This window comes from Micromonospora sp. URMC 106, assembly GCF_051386395.1.
Lineage (GTDB): Bacteria > Actinomycetota > Actinomycetes > Mycobacteriales > Micromonosporaceae > Micromonospora.
On sequence record NZ_JBPQTP010000005.1, the window covers coordinates 63,570 to 88,416 of the forward strand.

The 24,847-nt window shown below is 73.5% G+C and carries 20 protein-coding genes; 8 read left to right on the forward strand and 12 right to left on the reverse strand.

Translation table 11 applies throughout. From position 1 onward, the window contains the following. Positions 1–66: 66 nt before the first annotated feature. A complete protein-coding gene (locus ACSNOB_RS02835) occupies positions 67–627 on the reverse strand; it encodes an RICIN domain-containing protein (protein WP_436685003.1) in 561 nt (186 codons plus the stop codon). 658 nt (positions 628–1,285) lie between these two features. Continuing rightward, a complete protein-coding gene (locus ACSNOB_RS02840; protein WP_436685004.1) occupies positions 1,286–1,879 on the reverse strand; it encodes a hypothetical protein in 594 nt (197 codons plus the stop codon). Between the two features lie 273 nt (positions 1,880–2,152). On the opposite strand from ACSNOB_RS02840, the gene ACSNOB_RS02845 reads away from it, so the two are divergent. The 8 genes from ACSNOB_RS02845 (at position 2,153) to ACSNOB_RS02880 (ending at position 11,492) form a co-directional block, all read left to right on the forward strand. Beyond that, positions 2,153–3,442, forward strand: coding sequence for an MFS transporter (locus ACSNOB_RS02845; RefSeq protein ID WP_436685005.1), 1,290 nt, complete (start codon positions 2,153–2,155; stop codon positions 3,440–3,442). A gap of 271 nt (positions 3,443–3,713) precedes the next feature. Further along, positions 3,714–4,895, forward strand: coding sequence for a condensation domain-containing protein (locus tag ACSNOB_RS02850; protein ID WP_436685006.1), 1,182 nt, complete (start codon positions 3,714–3,716; stop codon positions 4,893–4,895). Further along, entirely contained in the window at positions 4,892–6,223 is a 1,332-nt protein-coding gene (locus tag ACSNOB_RS02855; protein WP_436685007.1) for an MFS transporter, read from the forward strand. The genes ACSNOB_RS02850 and ACSNOB_RS02855 overlap by 4 nt, the downstream gene beginning before the upstream one ends. Next, positions 6,216–7,307 (forward strand): hypothetical protein, encoded by a 1,092-nt coding sequence (locus tag ACSNOB_RS02860; RefSeq protein ID WP_436685008.1) that lies wholly within the window; start codon positions 6,216–6,218, stop codon positions 7,305–7,307. Before ACSNOB_RS02855 ends, ACSNOB_RS02860 begins: the two co-directional genes overlap by 8 nt. After that, a complete protein-coding gene (locus ACSNOB_RS02865) occupies positions 7,285–7,515 on the forward strand; it encodes a phosphopantetheine-binding protein (protein ID WP_436685009.1) in 231 nt (76 codons plus the stop codon). The genes ACSNOB_RS02860 and ACSNOB_RS02865 overlap by 23 nt, the downstream gene beginning before the upstream one ends. Continuing rightward, entirely contained in the window at positions 7,512–8,720 is a 1,209-nt protein-coding gene (locus tag ACSNOB_RS02870; protein WP_436685010.1) for a cytochrome P450, read from the forward strand. The genes ACSNOB_RS02865 and ACSNOB_RS02870 overlap by 4 nt, the downstream gene beginning before the upstream one ends. Beyond that, positions 8,717–10,018, forward strand: a complete 1,302-nt coding sequence (locus ACSNOB_RS02875; protein ID WP_436685011.1) for an amino acid adenylation domain-containing protein — start codon at positions 8,717–8,719, stop codon at positions 10,016–10,018. The genes ACSNOB_RS02870 and ACSNOB_RS02875 overlap by 4 nt, the downstream gene beginning before the upstream one ends. Continuing rightward, on the forward strand, positions 10,008–11,492 hold the full coding sequence (locus ACSNOB_RS02880) for an aminotransferase class V-fold PLP-dependent enzyme (RefSeq protein WP_436685012.1): 1,485 nt from the start codon (positions 10,008–10,010) through the stop codon (positions 11,490–11,492). The genes ACSNOB_RS02875 and ACSNOB_RS02880 overlap by 11 nt, the downstream gene beginning before the upstream one ends. A gap of 106 nt (positions 11,493–11,598) precedes the next feature. Here ACSNOB_RS02880 and ACSNOB_RS02885 read toward each other — a convergent pair whose 3' ends face one another. The 10 genes from ACSNOB_RS02885 to ACSNOB_RS02930 all read right to left on the reverse strand — a co-directional run bounded on the left by ACSNOB_RS02885 (position 11,599) and on the right by ACSNOB_RS02930 (position 24,837). After that, positions 11,599–14,253 carry a tetratricopeptide repeat protein gene (locus tag ACSNOB_RS02885; protein WP_436685013.1) on the reverse strand — a complete coding sequence of 885 codons (2,655 nt, stop codon included), beginning with the start codon at positions 14,251–14,253 and terminating at the stop codon, positions 11,599–11,601. A 189-nt stretch (positions 14,254–14,442) separates the two neighbouring features. Then, entirely contained in the window at positions 14,443–15,162 is a 720-nt protein-coding gene (locus ACSNOB_RS02890; RefSeq protein ID WP_436685014.1) for an SDR family oxidoreductase, read from the reverse strand. 10 nt (positions 15,163–15,172) lie between these two features. Then, entirely contained in the window at positions 15,173–17,116 is a 1,944-nt protein-coding gene (locus ACSNOB_RS02895) for a S8 family serine peptidase (RefSeq protein ID WP_436685015.1), read from the reverse strand. A 197-nt stretch (positions 17,117–17,313) separates the two neighbouring features. After that, positions 17,314–18,345, reverse strand: coding sequence for a methyltransferase (locus ACSNOB_RS02900; protein ID WP_436685016.1), 1,032 nt, complete (start codon positions 18,343–18,345; stop codon positions 17,314–17,316). After that, on the reverse strand, positions 18,342–19,520 hold the full coding sequence (locus ACSNOB_RS02905; RefSeq protein WP_436685017.1) for an aminotransferase class V-fold PLP-dependent enzyme: 1,179 nt from the start codon (positions 19,518–19,520) through the stop codon (positions 18,342–18,344). The genes ACSNOB_RS02900 and ACSNOB_RS02905 overlap by 4 nt, the downstream gene beginning before the upstream one ends. Further along, the gene (locus tag ACSNOB_RS02910) at positions 19,517–20,776 is read right to left on the reverse strand and encodes a tryptophan 2,3-dioxygenase family protein (RefSeq protein ID WP_436685018.1); all 1,260 of its coding nucleotides are present in this window, start codon (positions 20,774–20,776) and stop codon (positions 19,517–19,519) included. Before ACSNOB_RS02910 ends, ACSNOB_RS02905 begins: the two co-directional genes overlap by 4 nt. Before the next feature lie 72 nt (positions 20,777–20,848). Continuing rightward, positions 20,849–21,553 carry a tryptophan 2,3-dioxygenase family protein gene (locus tag ACSNOB_RS02915; RefSeq protein WP_436685019.1) on the reverse strand — a complete coding sequence of 235 codons (705 nt, stop codon included), beginning with the start codon at positions 21,551–21,553 and terminating at the stop codon, positions 20,849–20,851. A gap of 250 nt (positions 21,554–21,803) precedes the next feature. Continuing rightward, positions 21,804–22,979, reverse strand: coding sequence for an extracellular solute-binding protein (locus tag ACSNOB_RS02920; protein WP_436685051.1), 1,176 nt, complete (start codon positions 22,977–22,979; stop codon positions 21,804–21,806). Then, positions 22,925–23,446 carry a hypothetical protein gene (locus ACSNOB_RS02925; protein WP_436685020.1) on the reverse strand — a complete coding sequence of 174 codons (522 nt, stop codon included), beginning with the start codon at positions 23,444–23,446 and terminating at the stop codon, positions 22,925–22,927. Before ACSNOB_RS02925 ends, ACSNOB_RS02920 begins: the two co-directional genes overlap by 55 nt. Positions 23,447–23,532: 86 nt before the next feature. Next, the gene (locus tag ACSNOB_RS02930; protein ID WP_436685021.1) at positions 23,533–24,837 is read right to left on the reverse strand and encodes a protein kinase domain-containing protein; all 1,305 of its coding nucleotides are present in this window, start codon (positions 24,835–24,837) and stop codon (positions 23,533–23,535) included. Between the last annotated feature and the right edge of the window lie 10 nt (positions 24,838–24,847).

Consider the following 24,847-nt stretch of genomic DNA (forward strand, 5'->3'; position numbering starts at 1 on the left):
CTGATGTGCTGCGTGACGGTCCCCACCGGGGCGTGCGCCCCGGCCACCGCCCCCGCGCCTGGTCTGTCAGAACCACTTCTGGTAGTCGCCCGCGTTCGGCCGGTTCAGATAAACCGAACCCTCCCAGTTGCTGTCGAGTGCGCTGAAGACATTGATCTCGTTCCGGTGGTCGATGCGGCTGGTGACCGAGTTGTGCCGCCACTGCTGGTAGCGGCCGCCGTTGCAGGCCAGTGTGTAGACCCTGCCGGTGGATTCGGTGCCGTCGAGGCACTCCTGGCTCCAGCTGTTGATCAGATTCTTCCACTCGTAGTTTCCGACCCAGGACCAGGTCTGGGTGGACCCGTAGTGGCAGGGGGCCGTGAAGACGTGCCCCGTGGCGCCGCCGTACGCCTGCTCCAGGCATCGGTTCGTGGCCCTGTTCCTGATGACGCCGGCCAGGGCTCCGACGTTCGCCGGCTCCATGGTGAAGCCGGACTCGGCCGGGGTGGTCTGGGCGGTGAGTGTCGCGGTGATCGGCGTGGCGACCGCAGCACCTGCCGGCGCGGGCGCCAGCCCGGCACCGAATGCTCCGGTGGCCACGAAAGCCAGACTGATCAGCGCGGTGCGGATTCGTTTTTGCATGCTCATTGAGCCTTCTTTCGGTAGGCCGGCATCAGGTCCGGCCCCAGCTAAACGGATCGCGCTTTCACCGCGCCTTCATCCCGCTGCCGTCGCGCTGACGCGGTCCGGCCGACAACCGGAGTGCTGGGCCTCCCCGACAGTCCGCAGACTCTCGAGCACGGCCGGAAAGAGCCTGAACCAGGAGGTTTCGTGTCCGGACGCCGCCGCCCTGCCGGGCAGGCGGATGGCACCCGTGCGGGCGGCGCGGACGAGGCCGCCGAGTCGAGACGGGCGCGTTCCTCTGCCCGCGCCGGTGTGCAGCAGCACGGCGACGACGGCAGCGTCGCGGACGCCACGGCACAGTGGACGGGCTGCCTTGGTGGCGATGACGTGCCGCCGCCAGGCGGTGACGGCGGCCTCGGCGCCGACCTGGTCGACGAAGGCGTCCGGAACCCCGCACGTGACCCGATGACGCAAGCGGTTCCTGCCGCCAGCTCGTCGGCCGGGCCGGCGGGCGACCGATCACCGGGCCGGCGTGGGTCCCGGGGCCGCAGCGTCCGGGATCAGCACGGCGTACCCGTGGGCATCGGGGATCTCGCCGGGTTCCGGACGTCGGGTCCGACAGCCGCCGGTGCATCCCGACAGAGCGTGCCCCGCCGGGCGTGGCCGCCTGGGATCAGCGAGGTCAGCGGGTGAACGGCGGCAGCGCGGCGAAGCCGGGATGCAGTTCGACCTGCTGGGCGAGCTGGGCCATCACCTGGCGCACCCGCGTCAGTGGGTGCCGCGGGAACTGCGGGTCGTACGCCGGATCGTCGGCGACGTGCGACGGCAGGCCACCCTCGCCGTCCGCCCCATAGGGGTGGGGCCTGAAGTAGTTCATCGGGCCGACCTGGGACATGACCATCGCTTCCCGCTGGCCGGACGCCCCACTCTCGGCGGCCTGCACCCGCAACACCGCGCTGCACGCGGCCTTCGGCACGATGTAGCTGCCCAGGAATGCCTGACCATGGGGCTGGTTGGGCAGCTTGACCTTGATGACCTGGCGAAGTGCCGGCTGGCCGCCGACGGGCGTGACATCGGCCTCGATCAGCGCACCGCCCTGGGCGGACGCCATCTTCGCCATCCCCTTCCGCAGCCCGGACAGGTCCGTCAGCGAGGTAGGTAGGTCGGGAACCAGGTTGAAGAAGACCGCCTGGATCACGATCCGCTCGTCGTTGGCCCAGGTGTCCTCGGCGACCTGGTTGAACCCGGCGAGGAGGAAGTGCCGAAAGGGGTGCATGGGCCCCGATCCTGCCAGACCAGGCAGGCCCTGGGTCGGCCGGGCTTAGGTGCGCCCACGCCGTTTCACTCCGCGAACGATCGCGGCCGCCCACCCGACGCGTCGCGCCGATGACCTCCCCTCGGGTGCCCCCCCACCGGCCGCCGGAGCCCTGTCCCGAACGGATTCGAACGCCCCCGAACGCCTGCTCCCGGCCCGATCGGCGCCGGCGCGGCTACGGTTTCGACCGAGCGCCGTGCTGGCAGCCGGTGGTGGGACAGGACGGGGGACGGGGTGACCGAGCGCGCCGCGACGTACGCCGAGGTGTTCGCGGTGCGCGAGTACCGCTACCTGTTCGCGGCGTACCTGCTGTCCCTGGCGGGTGACCAGCTCACGGCCGTGACCGTGGCGTACCTCGTCTACACCGGCACCGGCTCGGCCGCGCTGGCGGCGGCCGCCTACGCCAGTTCCTACCTGGCCTGGCTCGTGGGCGGGCCACTGCTCTCCGGCCTCGCCGACCGGTTTCCCCGGCGGCGGGTCCTGGTGGCCTGCGACCTTGCTCGCGCGGCGCTCATTCCGGCGGCGGCGCTGCTGGACCTCGCCGCGCCCGCCCTGGTGGTGCTGCTCTTCACGGTCAACCTGATGCGGCCGCCGTTCGTGGCCGCGCGGGCGGCGTTGATGCCCGAAGTGCTCGACGGCGACCGTTACGCGGTGGCGAACGGCGTGGACAACATCTGCGCCCAGGTCGTGCAGGTGGTCGGCTTCGCCGTCGGCGGGAGTCTGGTGGCGTTGCTGTCGCTGCGCGGTGCGCTGCTGGTGGACGCCGGCACGTTCCTGGTCTCGGCGCTGCTGATCATGATCGGCGTCCGTCCCCGCCCCTCGCCCCGCCCGTCGTTGGGCCCGGCCCGCCGGGACCGGGTCGCCGGTCTGCGGGTGATCTACACCGATTCCCGGCTGCGCGCCTACGTCCTCGTCCTGTGGACGGCCAGCGCCTTCACCTATGCCGCCGAAGGGCTGATGGTGCCGCTGGCCCGCCAGTACGGCGGCGGCGCCGGCACCGTCGGACTGTTGCTGGCGGCGGCGCCGTCGGGGATGGCCCTCGGCGGGGTGGCCCTCACCCGGCTCTGTCCGCCGGCGGCGCGGGAGCGACTGATCCTGCCCCTGGCCGCCCTGTCCGCCGGGGTGCTGGCGGCGACCTGGCTCGTCCCTCCACTGTGGCTGGTGCTCCTGCTGCTGGTGCTGGCCGGCGCCGCGAGTGCCTTCGCCATCCCGCTGAACGCGCTGTTCGGCCGGGCCGTGCCGACGCAGTACCGGGGACGCGCGTTCGGGGTGGCCATCACCGGTCTGAGCGGGCTCCAGGGGGCGGCGATGGTCATGGCGGGTCTGGCCGCGGACCGCTGGTCGGCCACCACGGTGATCGGATTCAGCGGGCTGTCGGGCGCGGTGGCGGTCCTCGCGCTCGCGCCGCTGTGGCCACGGCGGCACGCTCCCACGCCGGTGCCGTTCGAGGTCCCGGTCGAACAAGGTCGAACGCCCTCGACCGCCGACAGCCCTACCGCCGAGGCGGGCGGCGGCCGACGCTGAGATGACCGGGCGGGTACGGGGCCGCCGCGTAGGGAGAGGAGAAGCGCATGCGCAGCGTCCGCAAGCGTGGCACCAGCTGGACCTGATCCAGAAGCTCCATCCCATCGGCGACGCGCCTCCGGATCCCACCTGGTGGCCGGAGGACGTCGACCGCTCTGACGAGAGGAGGTGCGGGCGATGCGGAAGGACGACTGCACTGCCTGAGACACGCCGATGACGGTGGGTGGTCGCCGCGAGGTGACCACCCACCCCCGCGACGCCTGGAGGAGTCATGCGCAGTCAGGGTGGCTACCCGCTCACCATGGGCCAGCTCTCCATGTGGCGAGCTCTCTCGGTGCGCCCCCCGGAGCAGCTGTGGGAGTCCAACCAGGACCTCACCTGGTCGACGCCGACCGGGACCACCGAGGAGCAGGTGCGGCACGCGCTCACCGCGCTGGCGGTGCGGCACGAGTCGCTGCGCACCGTCTACCGCCCGGCCGACGAGCCCGGCGCGGTGCGGCAGGTCGTCCTGCGCGACCCGCTCGTGCCGTTCGACGAGGCGTCCGCGCGGGAGCCGTTCGACCTGGCCGCCCAGCCGGCGTGGCGGGCCCGGGTGCGTACTCCCGACGGCGGCGGGTCGCCGCAGGTTCATCTGGTGATCCACCACATCGCCGCCGACGGCGCGGCGACGCGGATCCTGGAGTCCGACTTCCACGGCCTGCTGCGCGGAGAACGCCCCGCCGCCGCCCCCGCACCCCGCGAGCTGGCCGAACGCCAGCGCGGCAACGCGTTCCGGACCCGGCTCGCCGCGGCCGGCGAATACCGCCAGCGGATCGTCGCGGCGGCACCGCGGTTGCCGGTGTCCCGGGGCCCTTTGGTACGGGCTCGCGCGCACACCGGCATCCCGTACGACGCGGTTCGCCACGCGGCACGAAACCTGCGGGTCACCCTGCCCACCCTGCTGCTCACGGTCTACGCGCAGGCGCTGGCCGCGACCACGGGTCGGACCGACCAACTGCTGTGGCAGTTGGCCGCGAACCGGCTGGATCCCGCAGTGCGGCGCCTGGTGTCGTCCATGACCCAGTGGGTGCCCATGCTCGCCGCCTGCGACCCCGACGGGCCGCTGCGCCCGCTGGCCCGTGAGATCAACGTCGCGGCGGTGCGTGCCATGCAGCACGGCGTGTACGACCCGTTCGCCGTCGCACCCATGGACTTCGACCACGGCAGCTTCTTCACCTTCATTCCGGCGCCGGCCGACGCCGGTCCCGCGTCGTCCGAGGTGGTCCCCGGGCGTGTCGAGTTCCTCCCGCCCCGCGCGTACAGCGGGGCCAGCTTCTACCTGATGGCCTGGGTGCATCCCCACGTGCAGCTCACCGTGCGGGTGATGCGCGACGGGTACGGGCGCGCCGAGGTGGAACGCTTCCTGACCACCATGACCGACCTGCTGCTGCGCGCGGTCAAGGACGCGGCATGAGCGGCAGCCTCTGGCGACACCGTGACTTCATGGTGTTGTGGTCGGGCCGGACCCTCAGCGAGGTCGGCGACGCCGTCTCGATGCTGGCCATCCCGCTGTTGGCCGTCACCGTCCTGGACGCCTCCGCCGTGGAGGTCGGCGTCCTCAGTGCCACCCGGATGGTCGCCTACCTGTTCCTCTCCCTGCCCGCCGGGGTGTGGGTGGACCGGATGCGCAAACGCCGCGTCATGGTGGCCTGTCACCTCGTACGGGCCGCGCTGGTGGCCACCGTCGCCGCCGGCGCCTGGGCCGGCTGGGTCACGATGGCGCAGCTGTGGATCGTGGCGCTGCTGTCCAGCGTCTGCACCGTGCTGTACGAGACCGCGCACCAGAGCTTCCTTCCGTCGGTCGTCGCCGGGAACCAACTGCTCGACGCCAACGGCAAGCTGGCGACCACGTACTCGGTCTCGCGGATCGCCGGATACGGCGCGGGCGGCGCGCTGGTGTCGGCGCTGGGCGTGGCGCGAACCGCGGGGATCGACGCGCTCGCCTACCTGGTGAACGCCGTGTCCCTCCTGCTGATCCGCCGTCCGGAGCAGCCGCCGGCCGCGGCGCGGCGGCGGGACTTCCGCCGCGAGCTGGCCGCCGGGCTGTCCTTCGTGTTCCGCCACCCGATCATGCCCAGGCTGGTGGCGGCCTCGGCGTCGCTCAACCTGTTCAGTCAGATGATCTTCGCGCTGGCGGTCCTGTACCTGGTGCGCGACCTCCGCCTGAGCGAGCACATGGTCGGTGTGGTGCTGGCCCTGACCACGCTGGGTGGGATCGGCGGCGGCCTGGTGTCCGCGCGGTTGGCGCGGCTGGTGGGCACCGCCCGGATCATCTGGATCGCTCCGCTGGGGCTCGGCTGGACGGTGTTGCTCGTACCAATCGCCCAGCCCGGGTGGGGCGCGGTCGCCTACACGGCCGGCATGGCGGGACTGGGGGCGGTCTTCGCCGTCTACAACGCGGCGGCGGTCAGCTACCGGCAGCGGGTCTGCCCGCCGGACCTGCTGGGCAGGATGACTGCCTCGGTCCGGTGGGTGATCTTCGGGGTGATGCCGGTGGGTGCCCTGGCGGGCGGGCTGCTGGGCAGTTGGCTGGGGGTGCGCCCGACGCTGTGGATCGCGGCCGCCGGAGTGTGGGCGTCCGGCCTGCTGCTCTACTTCTCGCCGCTGCGGCGGTGGCGTGACCTCCCGGACGACGCCGTCGCGCCGGACGCCGGGCAACCGCCGACAAGACTCCCGGCACCGCACGGGCGGGCGCCGGTCGACACGGCCGGGACGGCCATGGGAGGTGTACGAGGTGGATGACCAGCCGTTCGGACAGCGGATCCTGTCCTGGGCGGGCGGGCCGGCGGACATCGACCGGTTCGTGGCGCTGGGCGCGGCCCGGCTGCCCGCGGAGCCCGACCCGGCCGCCCTGCGGCGGGCCCTGGACGCGGTCGTGGCCCGGCATCCCGTGCTGGGTGCGGCGCCGGTGCCGCTGCGCACGGTCGACGACGTGTGGGCTGCGGCCGCCGCCGGCCGGTACCCGCCCGACGCGCGGTGCCTGCTCTGGGCGTACCTGGCCGGGCGGGAACTGCTGCTCGTGGCGCACCACACCGTCTCCGACCCGTGGTCGATGCGGCTGCTGCTCCGCGAGGTGCTGAAGCCGCAGACCGGCCCGGCGCCTTCGTACCACGACAGCGGGTCGACCTACGCGCCCCGGCGGGTGACCCGGTCCGTGCCGTTCTGGCACCGGATGCTCGCCGACGTACCGGCCCTCGCCCAGGGCACGGGCAGCGAAGCCGGCACCGCCGAGATCAGGACGCCGAGCGGCATCACCCAGGACCAGGCGGCGGCGGTCGCCCGGACCGTGCGCAGCACGCCGTTCGTCGTCCTGCTCACCGCGTTCGCGCGGGCCCTCGGCCCGCTGTGCCCCGGCGAGGCCGTCGTTCCGGTGCTGACCCACGGCCGGCAGCGCTCCGACTGGGACACCGTGGGGCTGTACATGAACGTGCTGCCGGTGCGGCTCGGCACGCCGACGGTGGGCGCGGCGCACCGCGCGTTCGCCGAGGCGTACGCGCACGAGATTCCGTTTCCGCTGCTGCTGGACGCGGTGCCGCAGGCTGATGCGCTGTTCGCCGACGGCGGACCGGGCCTGGCCCAGTTCGAGGTCATCCAGGTGCTGGACGGCGCTGGGATCGAGCCGCTGACGATCCCCGCCGGGCTCGGGCTGGGCGGGCCGGTGCTGCCCATCAACGGGCTGGCGTTCTGGCTCGAGCCGGGAGCGGGCGGCGCCTACACCGCCTGCCTGCGGTACCGCCGCTCGTACCGCGAGGCCGAGATGCATGCCCTGACACGGCGGTTCATCGACAGTTGGGAGGATATCCGTGCCGACGCGAACCGAGCTTGAGTCGATGCTGACCCGGCTCTGGAGCGAGAAGCTGAACGTCACGCCAGTGGGTGTCGAGGACGACTTCTTCGCCCTCGGCGGCGACTCGCTGCTCGCCGCCGACCTGCTGATGGACCTCTACGAGCAGCTCGGCGTCGAGGTCGACGCCGCGGTGCTGTTCCTCAAGCCGACCATCGCCGAGCTGGTCGACGAGGTACTGGCCGCATGAGAACCCCACCGTGCGGCCACACCCGGCCCCCGGGCCGGGTCGACCTCGCCGACCCAGCCCTGCACGGCGCCGGCGACCCGCACGCCGTCTGGCGGGCGCTGCGCCGGTGGGAACCCGTCCGCTGGCAGCCGGTCGAGGGCAGGTCGGGCTTCTGGGCGGTCACCCGCCACGCCGATGCCAGAACCGTCCTGGCCGACCATGCCAGGTTCACCTCCACCGGCGGGGTGATGCTCAACATGCTCGGCCGGCCGGAGCCGGCGCAGAACCAGCAGTTCGCGGCGACCGACCCGCCGCGGCACGGCCTCATCCGGGGGCCGCTGCAACGCGAGATGACCACGCGTGCGGTGGCGCGGCACGCGCCGGCCATCCGTTCCTTCGTACGGGAGATGCTCCGCCCCGCCGGTGGGGTCCTGGACTTCGCCGAACTCACCGCCGCCCTGCCGCTGGCCTTCCTGGGGCCGCTGATGGGCATCCCGGCCGCCGACTGGCCCGCCCTGGCCCGGTGGGTGTCCATGTCGGTGGCCGAGCACGACCCGGAGGTCATGCTGCCGGACGGTCCCTCCGCGACCCTCGACCGCGGGCACCGGGAACTGTTCGCGTACCTGCTCAACCTGGTGCTGGAGCACCGGCGGCGCCCGCGCGGGGACCTGGTGGACCTGCTGGGGTCCATGCCGCTGCGCCCCGGCGCGGTCGTGGCCAACTGCTACAGCCTGCTCCTCGGCGGCAGCGCCGCCATCCCGCACGTGCCCCGTGCGGCCCTGGCCGAGCTGATCCGCACCGGCCGGTACGCGCACTGGGCCCGGCGACCCGAGCGGGTCGGCCGCGCGGTGGAGGAGGCGCTGCGGTTCACCTCGCCGGCCGGGCACTTCATGCGGTTGGCGACGCGGGACACCACGCTCGGCGGCGTCCGCGTCGCGGCGGGCGACGCCGTCGTGGTGTGGCTCGGGTCGGCGAACCGCGACGAGAGCGTCTTCCCCGACGCCGACACGCTGGACATGGACCGCCACCCGAACCGGCATCTGGCCTTCGGGGACGGGCGGCACTACTGCCTGGGGGCGGCCGTCGCCAGGCTGACGTTGCGCATCTTCTTCGAGGAACTGTTCGCCACCTTCGCGTCCTTCGAGCCTGCCGGCGAGGTCGAGCGCGTACGGTCGACCTGGCTGGGCGGGATCAAGCGGATGCCGGTCGTGGCCGGGCGGCGATGATCCCCGAGGCACTGGCCGCGCAACTGCGCTCCCGCCGGGAGGCGCCGGCCGTGATCGATCCCGAGCAGACCCTGACGTACGCGGACCTGGAGGGCTTGAGCGGCGCGGTCGCCGTGCACCTGCAGCAGCGGGGAGTGGCCGTCGGGGAGCCGGTGATCGTGCGGACCCGGCTGTCGCGCTGGGCCATCGTGGCCATGCTCGGCGTACTGCGGGCGGGCGCGCGGTACGTCCCCATCGACGTTGCCTTCCCGGCGGCCCGCCGCGAACTGATGGCCGCGGGCAGCGGTGCCCGCGTCGTGCTCACCGAGAGCCTGCTGGCGTCCCTGCGTCCGGCGCGCTGCGGCTGGCGGGACGGGCCCGACGCGTACACGCTGTTCACCAGCGGCTCCACCGGCGTGCCGAAGGCGGTCACGGTGTCGCGGGCCGCGCTGAGCTACTCGACCGGCGCCCGGCTGGAGTACTACGGTCGCCCGCCGAAGCGGTTCCTGCTGTGCTCGTCGATCTCGTTCGACAGTTCCGTGGCGGGCGTCTACTGGACGCTGTGCACGGGCGGCACCCTGGTCATCCCGAGCGACCGGCCGTTCGACGTGCGGGCGCTGATCCGCGCCGGCGCCCTGCACCGGCCCACCCACACCCTGATGGTGCCGTCCCTGTACCGGCTGGTGCTGCGCTCGCCGGTGCCCAGCCTGACCACCGTGATCGTGGCCGGGGAGAGCTGCCCGCCCGGCCTGGTCGACCTGCACTACGAGCGCATGCCGCACGCGACGCTCTACAACGAGTACGGCCCCACCGAATGCACCGTCTGGAGCACCGTGCACAGATGCGCCGCGGGCGAGGACCCGGTGCCCATCGGCCGTCCCATCCCCGGCACGACGATCTCGATCGACGACGGCGAGCTGTGCGTCTGCTCGCCCGGGGTGGTGTCCGGCGGGCCGGTGTACCGCACCGGCGACCGGGTCAGCATGGGCGCCGACGGCCTGCTCCGCTACCACGGACGCGTCGACGAGCAGCTCAAGGTCGGCGGCATGCGCATCGAACCGGCCGAGATCGAGCACGCCCTGATGTCCCACCCGGCGGTGCTCCTGGCCGGCGTCGCCGTCCCCTACCAGGGGGTCGCCTTCGTCGTCTGCGCCGAACCGGTGGAGCAGAAAGCCCTGCGCGCCCACCTGCTCGACCGGCTGCCCGCCGTGGCCGTTCCCACCGTGTTCGAGCGGGTGGAGCGGTTGCCCACCCTGCCCAACGGCAAACTCGACCGGCGCGCCCTGAGCCGGATCGGCCGCACCCCACATGACAACTGAGGAGCGGGCACCCGCCACACCGGGCGCACGGGTCGCCGCGACCGCCGCGTACGCGAGCACCGCCCGGATCGACGAGCTGCGCGCCACCGAGTACCGGCACCTCGACCGCGACGGCCGGACCTACCTCGACTACGCGGGGTCCGGGGTGGCCGCACGGGCACAGGTCGTCGCCCACCAGGACCGGTTGCTCTCGGGCCTGTACAGCAACCCGCACTCGGAGAACCCCACCTCCGAGGCGGCCGGTTCGCTGGTCGAGTCGGCCCGGCGCGCGGTGCTCGACTTCTTCCGCGCCGACCCGACCGAGTACGCGGTCGTCTTCACCCCGAACGCCAGCGGCGCCTGCCGCCTGGTGGGCGAGGCGTACGGCTTCGGCCCCGGCTGCCCGCTCGTGCTGACGTGGGACAACCACAACTCCGTCAACGGCATCCGGGAGTACGCCCGCGCGGCCCGCGCGCCGGTCCGCTACGTGCCGCTGACCGGGCCGGACCTGCGGGTGGCCGAACCCGACGTGGTCGCGGCGCTGGCCGCCGGCCGGGGCGGGCCGGCCGGGCGTCCCCGGTGGCGCAGGTCCGGCGCGTCGGGGCTCTTCGCGTACCCGGCACAGAGCAACTTCACCGGGGTGCAGCATCCGCTGCGGTGGGTGGACCTGGCCCAGCAGCACGGGTACGCCGTGCTGCTCGACGCCGCCGCGTTCGCCCCGACGAACCGGCTGGACCTGAGCGTCGTCCGCCCGGATTTCGTCTGCCTGAGCTGGTACAAGCTCTTCGGCTACCCCACCGGGGTGGGGGCGCTGCTGGCCCGGCGCGACGCGCTGACCCGGCTGCGCCGCCCCTGGTTCGCCGGCGGCACCATCCGGGCGGTGAGCGTTCAGGGCGACTGGCACCAGCCGATGGGGGACGAGTCGGGCTTCGAGGACGGCACGCTCAACTTCCTCAGCATCCCGGACGTGGAGTTCGGGCTGCGCTGGCTCGACTCGATCGGCGTCGACCTCGTCCACACCCGGGTCGGCCTGCTCACCGGGTGGCTGCTGGAGCGACTGACCGCGTTGCGGCACCGTAACGGCCGGCCGCTGGTCCGGGTCTACGGGCCGTCGACGGGCGATGCCCGGGGCGGCACCGTGGCGTTCAACTTCCGCTACCCGGACGGCTCGCTCGTCGACGAGCGGCTCGTCGCACGCGAAGCGTCGGCGGCCGGCTTCGCCCTGCGTACGGGGTGCTTCTGCAACCCGGGCGCGGCCGAGGCCGCCTTCGGGATCAGCCGGGGCTCCCTGCGCCGTACGGTCCTCGCGCAGGCCGAGACGATCGATGAGCACCTCGCCGCGCTGGGGCTGCCGACCGGCGGGGCGGTACGCGTCTCCTTCGGTCTGGCCTCGACCGCGGCCGACGCGGAACGCTTCCTGGCCTTCGCCGCGTCGACCTACCTGGACCGCGGCGGCCCCGCCGACAGTCGGCTGGCACCACGGATACGCTGCTGACCAGGCGAGCGCCGGCCCGGCAGCCGTCGGACGCACGTCGCCCCGGCCGGCCTCGCATGCGGCCGGGGCGCCCCGGGCTGGCTTCGACACCCCGCGGGCTGCCCCGTCAGCGCGGTCCAGCGGGAGGCGTGGCCGGTGCCAGGGCGGCGCGCAGCCGGGCGCACGCCTGCGGGTCCAGCCCGTCGAGCCGGTCCAGGGCCTCCCGCCAGTGCCGGCGCGCCACGGCGAGGTGTCCCAGGCCCGCGTGGGCGTCGCCCAACACCTGCAACGCCAGGCCGATGCCCCGCTGGTGCTCGTAGCGTCGGCAGATCTCCAGCGACTCGGCGGCCCGGCCGATCGCCGCCCGGTGGTCACCGGAGGCCCGCAGCGTCTCGGCGAAGTTCACCAGCGCCTGGGCCTCGCGTAGCGGATCGGTGCCGCCGTCGGCGACGGCGCGCCCCGCCTCGTGACAGGCGATGGCCCGCGAGTAGTCGCCGAGGCGCTGGTACACCAGGGCCAGGTTGTCGAGCACCAATCCCTCCTTGTGCCGCTGGCCGAGCTGCCGCCGGATGACCAGGGCCGCCTGGAGGTGGTGCAGGGCGCCGGCGAGGTCGCCGCTGTCGCGCAGGGCGTTTCCGAGGTTGTTCAGGATGGCGGCCTCCCGGCTCCGGTCGCCGAGTTCGCGCTGGACGGCCAGGCACTGCTCCAGGATCGGGATCGCCTCGTCGAGCCGGCCCTGGCGCAGCAGCGCGACTGCGGCGATGTTGAGCCCGGACGCCGCGCCCGAGCGGTCGTCACTTCGGCTCGCCGCCGCGAAGGCGAGGTGGCCGAACTGCTGCTGCTCGGCGATGTGCCCGGCGTAGTCGAGGAACTTGGCCGCCACGAGAGCCAGGTCGCGGACCTCGGTGAGGGTCCGTCCGGCCGCCGTCTGCTGGCGGGCTATCAGCAACAGGTTGGTGTGCTCCCGCTCGAACCACGCCCACGCGTCGGCGGTGTCGCCGAGCGGCGGGCCGGGGCGCGCCGGGCCGGCCGGCTCGTCGATGCCGAACCGGTCGTCGGGATAGAGCAGCCGGGCAGCGCGGGTGGTGGCCGCGAGCAGCCACGTGGTCAGCCTGCCGAGGGCCTCCGCCCGCTGGGACGGGTCGTCGGTCGCCTGCGCCCGCTCGCGGGCGTAGAGCCGGACGACGTCATGGAAGCGGTAGCGGTCGCCCCCGGCCGACTCGATCAGGTGCGCGTCGACCAACGCGTCCAGCGCCCGCTCCGCCGCGGCGACCGGCAGATCGGCCAGCGCCGCGCAGCCGTACGACGTGACGTGCGTCCAGTCCGGCAGCGCGGCGAGCCGGAAGAGCCGGGCCGCCTGCCGGCGTTCGCCCTGCCGCGCGTCCCCGAACGCCTGGTAGCCCAGGTGCAGGCTGGCCCGTACGGACAGGTCACCGACCTCCAGGACGTCCAGCCGCATGCCCTCGTCGTCGATCCGCTCGGCGAGGCCGGTGAGTGGAGCGTCCGGCCGGGCCGCGGCGCGGGCGCCGACGATGCGCAACGCCAGCGGCAACCCGCCGCACCGGCGGACCACCGTCGCCGCGGCGGCCGGCTCCGCCTGCACGCGTTGGGCGCCGGTGAGCCCGGCGAGCAGGGCGTGCGCCGCGTCGTCGGGTAATGGGTCGAGGCGGATCCGGGCGGTCGTGTCCAGGTCGGGGAGCATCCACCGGCTCGTGATGATCGTGGTGCAGCCGGGCCCGCTGGCCAGGAGCGGTCGGACCTGCGCCGCCGACGCGGCGTTGTCCAGCACCACGAGCACGCCCCGTTCGGCGGTCCAGGTGCGCAGCAACGCCGACGCCTCGTCGAGCGAGGCGGGGACGGCGGGTGCGCCCAGCGCCCGCAGGAACCGGCCCACCACGTCCGCGGGCTCGGCCGCCGCGATGCCGTCGGTGGCCCCGCGCAGGTCCGCGTAGAGGCAGCCGCCGTCGTAACGCCCGACGATCCGGTGCGCGACGTGCAGCGCGAGCGCGGACTTGCCGACACCGCCGGCACCCTCGACCAAACACACCGCGGCGTCGGTCTCCGTCGCCGCGAGCAGCCGGTCGATTTCCGCCGAGCGGCCGACCATCAACGGCGGCGCTGGTGGCAGCTGATAGGGAACCGGCGCGCCTGACCCCCCGTCCGCCGGCCGCGCCTCGTCGGCGGCCGGTGACGGCAAACCACGCAACACGGCCCGGTCCCGCCCTGCGCCGGAGGCGCCGCCCCGTCCCCGTGCCGGACCGGCCGTCCCGGTCCCGCCGGGTGCGGGGATCAGGCGTAGGGCGGCGGAGCGCTGCGGGTGTGATGCCGGCCCGAGACCCTCCGCGCCCGGCCCGGCGACGGGACCGCTCGGGCCGGTGGTCCGGGCGTCCCGCGCGGCGACGGGCCCGCTCGGGCCGGTGGTGCGGGCGGCCGGGGCGACCGGCACGTGTCCGGGCCGGCTCGATGTTGTGGCCGTCGGTGGCCTCGCCGTCGTGCGGGCGGCGGCCAGCCGGCCCCACACCGTCAGCCACTCCGCCGCGCGCTCGTCCGGCACGCCGCAGGCCCGCAGCAGGGCCGACACCAGATCGCGGCGGGGCAGCGTCGGACGGCCCAGCATCGTCGCCAGGGTGCTCGCCGGCAGCACGTCGCCGTTGCGCTGCGCGCGGCGGGCGATCTCGCGGTAGGCGAGGCCGGACTGGTCGCGGATGCGACGCAGCAGTATGACGTACTGCTCCGGGCTGGTCGCGGTGGTCGGGTTGACGCCGAAGTCGGCGGCCGTCATGCGCGCCCTCACGTCAGGTGTCCCGTGCCCGGGGCCGAGGGGCGCCGGGCGGTTCTGCCAGAGTGCGTCACACGCTACAGGGCACGGGCCAGGGACCGCCGCCCCGTCGCTCCTCAGTGGACAGACGCGGGCCGCGCCCGCCGTCGCGGCCCGCGTCCCGACGGTCACCCGCATCGGCCCGGACGAGGTTCAGACGAGCAGCCCGCCCGTCGCGCGGATGTTCTGGCCAGTGATCCACTGCGCGTCGGGCCCGGCGAGGAAGGCGACCACGGCCGCGATGTCGTCGGGCTGGCCGAGCCGTTGCAACGCGGTGACGGCGGCGGTCCGGGCCAGGGCCTCCGGCGGGTTGACGGCCCGGAGCAGGTCGGTCTCGGTCGCGCCGGGCGAGACCGTGTTGACGGTGATGCCACGGCCGCCCAACTCCCGTGCGGCGACGGCGGTGAACTGTTCGAGCGCGGCCTTGCTGGCGCAGTAGAGGGAGTGCCCGGGCGCCGGCACCACCGTGTTGAGGGTGGAGATGTTGATGATGCGGCCGTTGTCGCGCAGCACCGGCGCCGCCTCGCGGATGGCCAGCACGGGGAACTTGGTGTTGACCGTCAACACGCGGTCGAACTCGTCCTCGGTGAGGTCCGCGATCGGCACCCGGGGGTTGACGGCGGCGTTGTTGACGAGAATGTCCAGGCCGTCGCGAACCGGTTGGAACATCGCCCTGATGCTGGTGACGTCCTCCTGGTCGGCGCGGACGGCGACCGTGCCGGCGAGTTGGCTGACGAGTTCGTCGGCAGCCGCCTGGTTCTCCTTGTACGTGAACACGACCGTCGCGCCTTCGCGGTGGAGTCGACGCACGATCGCCCGGCCGATCCCCCGGGAACCGCCGGTCACGAGCGCTGTCCTGCCGGTGAGCCTCATGCCGGGGACGCTACCCAGCAGCGGACTCCCGGTATTGAAGGAATGCGCACAGCTCGGTCGGCGTCAGGCCGGACATGGCGCGGACCTCACGGTTGAAGTGCGACTGGTCCGCGTACCCGCAATCGACCGCCGTCCGTGGCAGGCCGGCGGACCGGGTGAGCATGTGTACGGCGCGCTGGAAGCGAGCGATCCTGGCGACCGTTTTGGGCGACAGGCCGATCTGCCGCTGGAACCGGAGTTCGAGGGTGCGCCGGCTGACGCCGAGTTCGTCGGCCAGGGCGCTGATCCGGAGCCGGTGCGCGGATTGCTGGAGTCGCCACCACGCGTGCGTCGTCAGCCTGTCCGTTCGCGTGTCCGTGACGAGCCGCGCGGTGAGGTGCTCGTCCAGCAACCGGAACCACGACGGCCAGTCCGGCGCCTCCCCGAGCCGCTCGGCCAACTCCGCCTCGCGGTCGCCGAGGAGCTCCGCGAGCCGGAAGGTGCCGCCGGTCATCTCCCGCATCGGCACGCCGAGGAGCGCGGTCGCTCCGGCCGGCGTCAAGCCGATGGAGACGCCGTCCCCCCACGCCGTCTGCTCGTGGACGGTGGGCCCACCCCTGGGCCCGGTGATCACCCTGCTCGGCCCGGCGAAGTCGATGATCATCGTGGCCAGGTTCATCGGCAGCACCCGGTGCCGTACGGCGGCTCCCGAGCCGGACCGGAAGCCCGCGTAACCCACGACGTACGGCCGCAGTCGCGGATGCGGGAGGCTGACGATCGTCTCGCACGGCTCGGGTTGAACCCGCACCGGTACGGAGTGCACGTGGCTCACGGCAGCCGTCCTCCTCGTCGGCACGAGTCGCGGTGGCGCGGCGGGCGGCCCTACGGCCGTCGGTTCGACTGATCGGGAAGTGGCGGGCCGGGGCCTGCGACAACGTGGTGGGGTGGCCGGCACGTGCGGGGTGGCCATCGAGGTGCCGTTGAAGACGGCGGTGGTGTTGTTCGGTTGCGTCGACAGGATCGCCGAGCCGGGGGCGTAGAGGTCGACGCAGGCGCCGATCGAGGAGTAGCTGGCCCGGGCGTCGGTGTTGGTCGACGCGGCGACGGCCACCGCGGCGGTCACCGCCCGGGGCAGCCGGTCGCAGGAGTCCGCGCCGGTGTTGCCCGCCGAGGTGGCCAGGAAGACGCCGGAGTTCATCATCCCGGTGATCGCGGTCGCCAGCGTGTCGGAGTAGGTCCAGTTCCACGACGTGTTCGCCACCGCCGGCTTCGCCGCGTTGGCGGTCACCCAGTCGATCGCGGCGATGGTGGCCGAGGTCTTGCCCGACCCCTGGCAGTTGAGGATCTTCACGGCGTGCAGCCGGACGCCCTTGGCGACCCCGTACGTCTTCGAGCCGATCGTGCCGGCGACGTGGGTGCCGTGCCCGTCGCAGTCGGTGTTGCGCCGGTCGATGGCGTTGTAGTCGAAGCTGGCCCGGCCCTCGAAGTCGGGGTGGGTCACATCGATGCCCGAGTCGATGACGTAGGCGTGCACACCGGAGCCGGTGGCGGTCGTGGTGTAGCTGTTGGACAGCGGCAGCGTGCGCTGATCGATCCGGTCCAGACCCCAGGACGGCGGGTTGGTCTGGGTGCCCTCGGCGACGTCGTCGAGCCAGGCGTCCTGCTCGACGCCGAGCACCGCGGGATCGCGGCGCAGCGCCTGCACCTGCCCGGCGGTCAGCTCCGCGGCGAAGCCGTTGACGGCCCGTTCGTAGACGAACCGCGGGTTGACCGACAGGGCACGGGCGAGGCCGCGCGGGTCGGCGCCCGGGCGCAGCCGGACGATGTACTCGCCCGGCACGGGCCGGACGCCGGGCGCGGCGGACGCCGCGCTCACCGGTGCGGACGGCGTGGACGCGGGTGCCGCCGCAGCCGGTGCGGCGACCAGGGTGCAGCTCGCCGCCACCAGCGAGGCCATCAGGACTCTTGATCTCACATTGCCTCCCACACTCACCCGGTGTCATCGCAGGTTGACGCCGTGGTGAGAAGGCACGCTAGTCGGGCCGCTGTCGAGCGTCAATGCCTCGTCCGGGGGCGCTCGGGGTCGCCCGCTCTCGGTGCCGGCCGTCGGTCCGCCGGGCGGGGAGGCGGCGCTGACGCAGCGTGCGCGGCCGGTGCGTACGGGCGGGCCGGTCAGCCCGCCGGGGTCGGCTTGTACGCCACGACCAACTCCCAGGCACCGGGCAGCACCGCCACCCGTTCGAAGCCGACCTCCGCGAGCAGCTTGGTGTAGAACTCCGCCTCGCGCAGCCGGCTGACGCAGCTGTCCACCCCGATCAGGAAGTAGCTCCAGAAGAACTGCATCGCCAGCCGGTCCGGGGTGCGGAACTCCTCGCAGATCAGCAGCAGCCCGCCCGGCTCCAGCGCCGCGTACGCCTGCTCCACCAGGCGGCGGGCCACCTCGTTCGGCCAGTCGTGCAGCACCCGGACGAACGACATCGCGTCGTACCCCCGGGGCAGCGGTTCGGTCAGGAAGTCGCCGCCGACGAACCCCAGCCGCTCGGCGTGCCCCCGCGCGACCCGGGTGGCCGCCACCAGCGGCGCCACGGCCGGCAGGTTGTACACGTCGGCCCGCAGGCCCGCCGCGGTGTCCAGGATGTGCGCGGCGAGCGTCCCGTCGCCGCCGCCCACCTCCAGCAGGCGACGCCGCTCCGGCCACAGCAGACCGGCGTGCCGCCGTACCGCCTCGATCACCGGTCCCAGCCCGACGGCCATACTGCGTTCGAAGTCGGCGGTCTGGGCGTCGGTCTTCGGCGGCCAGGCGAAGTCGTCGTCGCCGATGCTGACCTGGCCGCGCAGGCTCTCGGGCAGTCGGCCGTGCAGCCGCCGCCAGGGGTAGCGGTCCCGGTCACGCTCGACCGCGCCGGGGCCGACCACCGCGGCGACCGCGTCGCGCAGCCCCGGCACGGGCCGGTAGCTGGTGGAGCCGATGTCGTCGTCGGGCTCGTCGCGCCTCAGGAAGCCCAGGCTCTCCAGGCAGTCGAGGAACTTGTAGAGCCGCAGCGGGCGTACCCCGAACCGGGTGGCCAGCGCGTCGAGGCGGACCGGCCCGGGCTCCAGCGCGTCGAGCAGACCCATGCCGAACGCCGTCTCCAGCACGTCCATGGCCTTGGGGCCGTTGGCGAGCAGGCTCATCAGGGCGCGCGGGGAGAGGGTGACGGTCATCGGTGCAGCTCCTTCGCCAGCGCGTCCATGAACGCGTCGACCTCGTCGAGGGTGTTGTAGACGTGCGGGCCGACCCGCAGGTAGCCGCGCCAACTGCAGATCAGGTCACGGGCGGCCAGCCGCCGCTTCACCGCCTCGCCGTCGGGCACGTCCAGGCACACCACGCCGCCGCGGCGGTGCGGCTCGGTGGGGCTGACCACGGCGATGCCGGCCTCGCGGGCCCGGTCCAGGACCCGCTGGGTGAGGGCCAGCGAGTGCCCCCGGATGGCCTCGGCGCCAATCCCGGCCAGCAGGTCCAGGCCGACCTGCGAGACCAGGGAGGTGAACGGGTACGGCGTACCGCCGGCGAACCGTCGGGCACCGGGCGCCCAGCCGGTGGACGGCTGGAACGTCAGCGCCCGGTCGCCGGCCTGCCAGCCGGTGGCGGCTGGTTCCAGCTCCGGCACCAGGTCCGGGCGGACGTAGAGGAAGGCGGTGCCGACGCCGCAGAGCCACTTGTGCGCGCCGCCGAGGACGACATCGACACCGAGGGCGGTGACGTCCATCGGCACCACCCCCACGGTCTGGAAGGCGTCCACCACCACCAGCGCGCCGACGTCGTGGGCGCGGGCGACCAGGCGGGGCAGGTCGACGGTGGCGCCAGAGGTGAAGCTGGCGTGCGACACGCACACCAGCAGCGTCCGCTCGTCGAGGCGCGCCTCTAGGGCGTCCTGGTCGAGGTGGGGGCCGCCGGCGCCGACCACGTCGAGGCGGGCGCCGTAGCGGCCGAACGCCCGGAAGACGAACGGCACCGTCGGGTATTCCAGGTCGGTGGTGACGACCCGGTCGCGAGGCGGGCGGTAGTCGAAGCAGGACGCCACCCGCGCGAGCAGGGCACTCAGGTTCGCGTCGGTGACCACGCTGCCCGGCGGTGCGCCGATCAGCGCGGCGACCGAGTCGGCGTACCGGTCGAGGCCGACGTGCCAGCCCTGCCACACGTCGTCCCGCCAGGTGCGCAGCGTCTCCCAGTAGTCGTGCAGCACCCGCTCGGCGCCCCTCGGCACCGCGCCCGTGGAGTTGTTGTTCAGGTAGACACAGGTTTCCAGCAGCGGGAACTCGGCGCGCAGCGCGGCGTGTGCCGCAGCGTCGAGACACCGGGGCAGGTCAGGCCCGGATGCCGGACCGGATCGGCTCACGAGCTGCGGCCCCCGATCGGGTCGACCGGGCGGGAATCGGTGGTGACGGCGGTGAAGACCGGCACGGCGCGGACCGCCGCCAGGTACGGCGTGCCCTCCGTGTAGCCGGTGCCGTGGCGGGGACCGAGCATCCGGGTGGCGATCCGGTGGTGGGTGCGCCGCCACTGCAACAGGGCCCCGGCGAACGCCTCCATCCGCCGCGCCAGCAGCACGCGGCCCGCGCCGTCGAGCCGGCCCTCCCGCACGGCCGACCGGTACGCCTCGTCGACCGTCGGCTGGCCGGCCCGCACCCGGGCCCGCACCTCCGGCACCGACCGGTAGGCCACCGAGTCCAGCCGGTCCTCTTCGGGCGTACGGCAGAGCGACTCGACGAGCTTGTAGGAGCGGGACTGGATGGCGCTGGCTCCCTCGGTGTACTGCCGGAACGTCCGGAACGACTCCGCCTGCATGGTGGCCAGCAGCGAGAAGAGCGGCCCCGCGGTGGCGAGCAGGTCGCCGGCGTACCGCAGCCGCTCGGCCGCCGGACGGGGGTCGTTCCCGGCCAGCGCGGCGACGGCGGCGCGCAGCTCGTCCGCGAGCCCGGCGAAGAGACACTCGTACGCCTGGAGCACGCGGATGAACAGGTATTCGTCGTGGGTCACGTGAACCGGCAACATGCTCAGCCCCAGGGGCGGATCCCCGTCGGCGGCGAGGTCGGCGGCGACGGCGCGCAGCGCGGCGGCGGCTGTCGCCGGCTCGCCGTCGCCCACCGCCCCGGCCACGCCGAGGCGGGCCAGCGCGGGGAGGGCGGCCCGGACGCCGAGGCGGCAGCGCTTGGTGACCACGGTCGGCCCCGGACGCTGCTGGGGGAGCAGGTCGGTGGCGTGGGCGGCGGCGGCCAACTCGAAGGCCAGGGCGTCGGCGACCAGGCGGACGAACAGCCGGTCACGGGCGCGCCGCGCGGTGGCGTCGTCCCCGGCCGGTGGCGGGTCGTCCGCGCCGCAGGGCAGCCGGAGCAGGCGCAGGGCCAGGTAGCTGCGGTAGTCGTAGCGGCCGTCCCACTTGTCGAGCGCCACGTCGAGGAAGTCGGTCAACCGCCGCGCGTCGCCGACGGCCGCCGACGCGCCGGCAACTCTCGCCCGGCTCTCGTCGAGCAGGGCGAGGAGCTCCTTTTCGACGAAGTGTTTGCCGACCTCATGGAATTCGCGCAGCACCGCCGGGTAGGGAAACGTACGCGGATCGGCCGTACCGGACAACCAACTCGTCAATTCGTGCACGAATCGCCCCTCGACATTTCCGAATCGGCGCCACAATCGGAGTCCGCCGGTCTCCACCGGCGAGTACGCGGGTCAGGGTCGGGCGGCGCCGATATCGTCGCCTGCGTGCTGGAGTCGGGCCTGCCACAATTCGGGGAAGAACCGGTGTCCGACGAGTTTGGCGAGCATCGTCGTCGGGCTGCCCGGCGTGCCCGCCGGAGCGTGACCGCCGACCCGCAGGGCCACCTGGTAGTGCCGCGCCCGCCACAGCGACACCTGCTCGTCCCAGTCCACCATCGCCTCGGCGAGCCGGTGGACCGGATTCGCCGGGTCCGCCGGGCACAACTCCGCCGCCGGGATCCCCCGGTCGGCGAGGCAGTCGGCGAAGGCGCGCCCGAGCTGCCGGCTGGCCGCCTGGACCTGCCGCCAACCCGGCGACTCGGCCCCGGAACCGTTCCCCAGCGCGGGCTGCATCGTTTGAAAGTCCACAGGGGACAGATGCCGGAACATCTCCAGGTGGTCGGTGACCAGCCGCACCGCGAGCGTCGCCCGCGCCAGCAGCGCCTCGGCCGCCGCCGGATTCCCGGCGCTCACCCGGGCGGTCGCCTCGGTCAACTCAGCCGCGGCCAGTTTGAGCCACAGCTCGGTGGACTGGTGCACCACCTGGAAGAGCAGTTCGTCGCGGTGGACCATCTCGGCCGGGGACCGTTGCAGGTCGAGCAGCGCCTCCGTGCGCATATAGCGTGCGTAGTCGGTCGCGCCGCTGCCCGGCAACACGGGCGACTGGTCACGCTTCACGGAATTGCCTTTCCGTCGGCACCGGCACGCCAGGATCAGTCGTGCGTCGGCGGCAAGTATCCAACGACGAGAAGCGATGCGCTACCCCTTGATTGCGGTCTGTTTCCGCCCGACCGGGAATGGGCTGCACGTCGCCCGGAGGGGTGTCTAATGCGTCACATTCGACGACCCGGGTCAATGTGCCTGGCGCGGGTGGTTGTCGCCGGATGTCGGGTGGCCGCCGCCCTTGCCCCGTCGCGGCCGAGCAGGCTCAGAAGCTGCTGACCACCTTGACGAACGCCTCGTCGATCTTGGCGGGGTCGGTGGCGTCGAACGCCTTGCCCGACGACGCCTTGGCGATCCGGTCCAGCGTGGTGAGGTCCGACTCCCGGTCGAAGGCGATGCAGAAGATCTTGACCGGACGCTCCGGGTCCAGGGCGACGTCGGCGAGCAGCCGGGCCAGGTCGTTGTCCCGGCTGTACTCGTTCTTGCCGTCGGTCAGCACGACGACGGCGTTGATCCGTTCCGGGTCGTACCGGTCGAGCAGCTGCCGGTGGGCGGCGCGGACGGTCGCGTAGAGCGCGGTGTCCCCGGCGACGTGCAGGCTGGCGATCCGGCTGTTGATCCGCTTCTCGTCGAAGTCGCCGAGCCGGACCTCCTCGCGGTAGGGACTGTCGGGCCGCTTCGACGTCTCCGAGGAGAACGACCAGAGCCCGACCCGGTCCTCGGAGTTGAGCAGCGCGAGCCCCTTGGCCGCCGCCGCCGAGGCGACCTGGAAGCGGGTGCGGTTGCCGACCGGGGCCTCCATCGATCCGGAGGTGTCCAACGCGATCAGGATGTTGGCCTTCTTGCGCAGCGTGCTCCAGCCGTCCAGCATCGCCTCGACCACCCCCGGGTTCGGCGGCGCGAAGTAGGTCAGCCCACCGGTGGGCTCGGCGCCGACGCTGGCGAGCAGCTCCGCCGATGCCCGGCGCTCGTGGTCCCGGAAGCCGAGGCGGGCGAAGCTCTCCTGCTGGGCGTCCTCGGTCAGGAAGGCCAGGAAGTCCTCCGCCGCCGCGCGCTGCCGCTCGTCGGCGGAGGGGAGCACCACGAACGGGTGGTCCAGGTTGAAGGTGCCCTCCTTCGGATGGACGGCGACCAGCGGCACCCTCGGCCGGGAGCCCCGTTCCTGGCCCTCCTGTCTCGGGCTCAGTCCCCCCTCGTTGTAGAGGTGGACCAGCTCCTCCTGCATGACCATGGCGCTCATGTCGCCGGTGCTGGCGCCCCCGCCGGCCAGGTCGGCCTCGGCGAGGTCGCGGAGCAGATCCACCGAGTCGTCGCTGTAGTGCGACACGTTGGCCTCGATCTGCCGGACGAACCGGGTCACCTTCGGATCCGCCAGGTCGGACCGGGTCAGGTCGCTGGAGCGGTTCGCCGCGGCGTAGTACGTGGCGATGGTCGCCGCCAGGCCCGAGGTGGAGAGGTTCGGGTTGTCCTTGCCGAAGGTGAAGCGACCCCATTCCGGCCGACCGAAGCCCGCCCGGCGGCCTGGTCGAGCAACTGCAGCTGACCGGTCCACAGGCTCGACGTCGGCAACCAGACCTGCGGCTCCGGCAGGCCGGTGCCGCTCCAGCCGGCCGCCAGCGCCTCGGTGGCCTTGCCCGAGTTCAGAGCGCTGACGCGCACCTGGGCGCAGCCGCCGCCGTCGAGCGACCGGTCGCTGCTGTTGTACCGCTTGGCCAGCTCGACCAGCAGCGCCGCCTTCTCGGTGGAGGAGTTGACGTCCAGGTTGGTGGCGCAGTCGGCCCGGGGTCGGTCGGTGCCCGCGTCCCGCTGCCGCACGAGCACGAACGCCCCGGCGATGACCAGCAACCCGGCGGTGACGGCCGCGGTGTACGGCAACCACTGTCGGGTACGCGACGGGGCTGGGGTCATGGCGACGTCCTCCTCGGCGGTCAACTGGTGGCAGTCAACCTATCGATGCGGCGCCATGGGCGGCGCCGGACCCGGCGTCCGTTCGGTCAGGGACGGTCGGACCGGCCGCCGAGGGCTGCCGCGACCAGCAGCCGGACCAGGTAGACCACGATGAAGGTGGCCGCCCCGGTCGCCGCGGCCACGCCCACCGCGCCCGCCGCGACGTAGCCCGCCGCGGCACCGACCGAGCCGAGGAAGATCGCGGTCGAGATGCCCCCGGCGTCGACCGACTCCCGGCGGAGCCGTCGTCCCCAGCCGCCGCCGGCCAGGTCGGACGGCGTGGCGGGCGTACCCGCCGCGGAAGCTGGAGGGTGGCCCTGCGGCGTCTGCTGGGCCCGCGTCGGTGCCATCGGCTCGGGACGGGTCGCCGAGACCGGTGCCGTGCCGGCTCGGGTCGGTGCCGCCGTCGGCGCGTCCGAGGCGGAGCGGGGCATCGGCAGCGGCTGGTTCGGCGTCGGGGCGCCGGCGGTCTCGTTGCCCAGTTGGAGCACCGTCTCCCGGCGGATCGGGCCGGCGGTCCGGGCGTCCTGCCCGAGCAGCCGGATCAGCACCTGCTCGGCCTCCGGCCGGTCCGCCGGATCCTTGGCCAGGCACTGCCGGATCAGCTCGTCGAGGCCCGGGGGCAGCGGGGGCAGGTCGGGCGGGTCGTTCAGCACCCGGTGCATCACCGCGAAGAGCGAGTCGTTGCCGAACGGCGGCCGGCCACTCGCGGCAAAGGCGATCGTCGCGCCCCACGCGAAGACGTCGCAGGGCGGCCCGACCGAGTCGTTGCGGAACCGCTCCGGGGCCATGTACGCGGTCGTTCCCATCACCCTGCTGGTCATCGTCTCGGTGACCCCCAGCGCGCGGGCGATGCCAAAGTCGATCACCCGGGGGCCGTCCTGGCCGAGCACCACGTTGTCCGGCTTCAGGTCGCAGTGCACGACGTCGGAGCGGTGGATCGCGGCGAGCGCGGTGGCGGTGCCGACGGCGAGCCGGTGCAGCGCGTTGCCGTCGACCACTCCACGTTCACGGACGTGGCGGTAGAGGGTCGGGCCCTCGATGAACTCGCTGACCACGTAGGGCGTCTCGCCGTCCACGTCGGCGAAGAGCACCTGCGCCGTGCAGAACGGGGCGACCCGCCGTGCCGCCGCGATCTCCTTCATGAACTGCGACCGAGCTCGGGGATCGCGCAGGTCGATGTTGATCATTTTGACCGCGACGCGGTGACCCTGGTCGTCCTCGCCGAGATAGACCACTCCCTGCCCGCCCGCGCCCAGGCGGCCGACCAGTCGGTACGGGCCGGCGGTGACCGGGTCGTGGGACCACAGTGGGGTCAGCCCCGGCACCGGTGCGCCGGCCAGTCCTGTCATCCCGACTCCA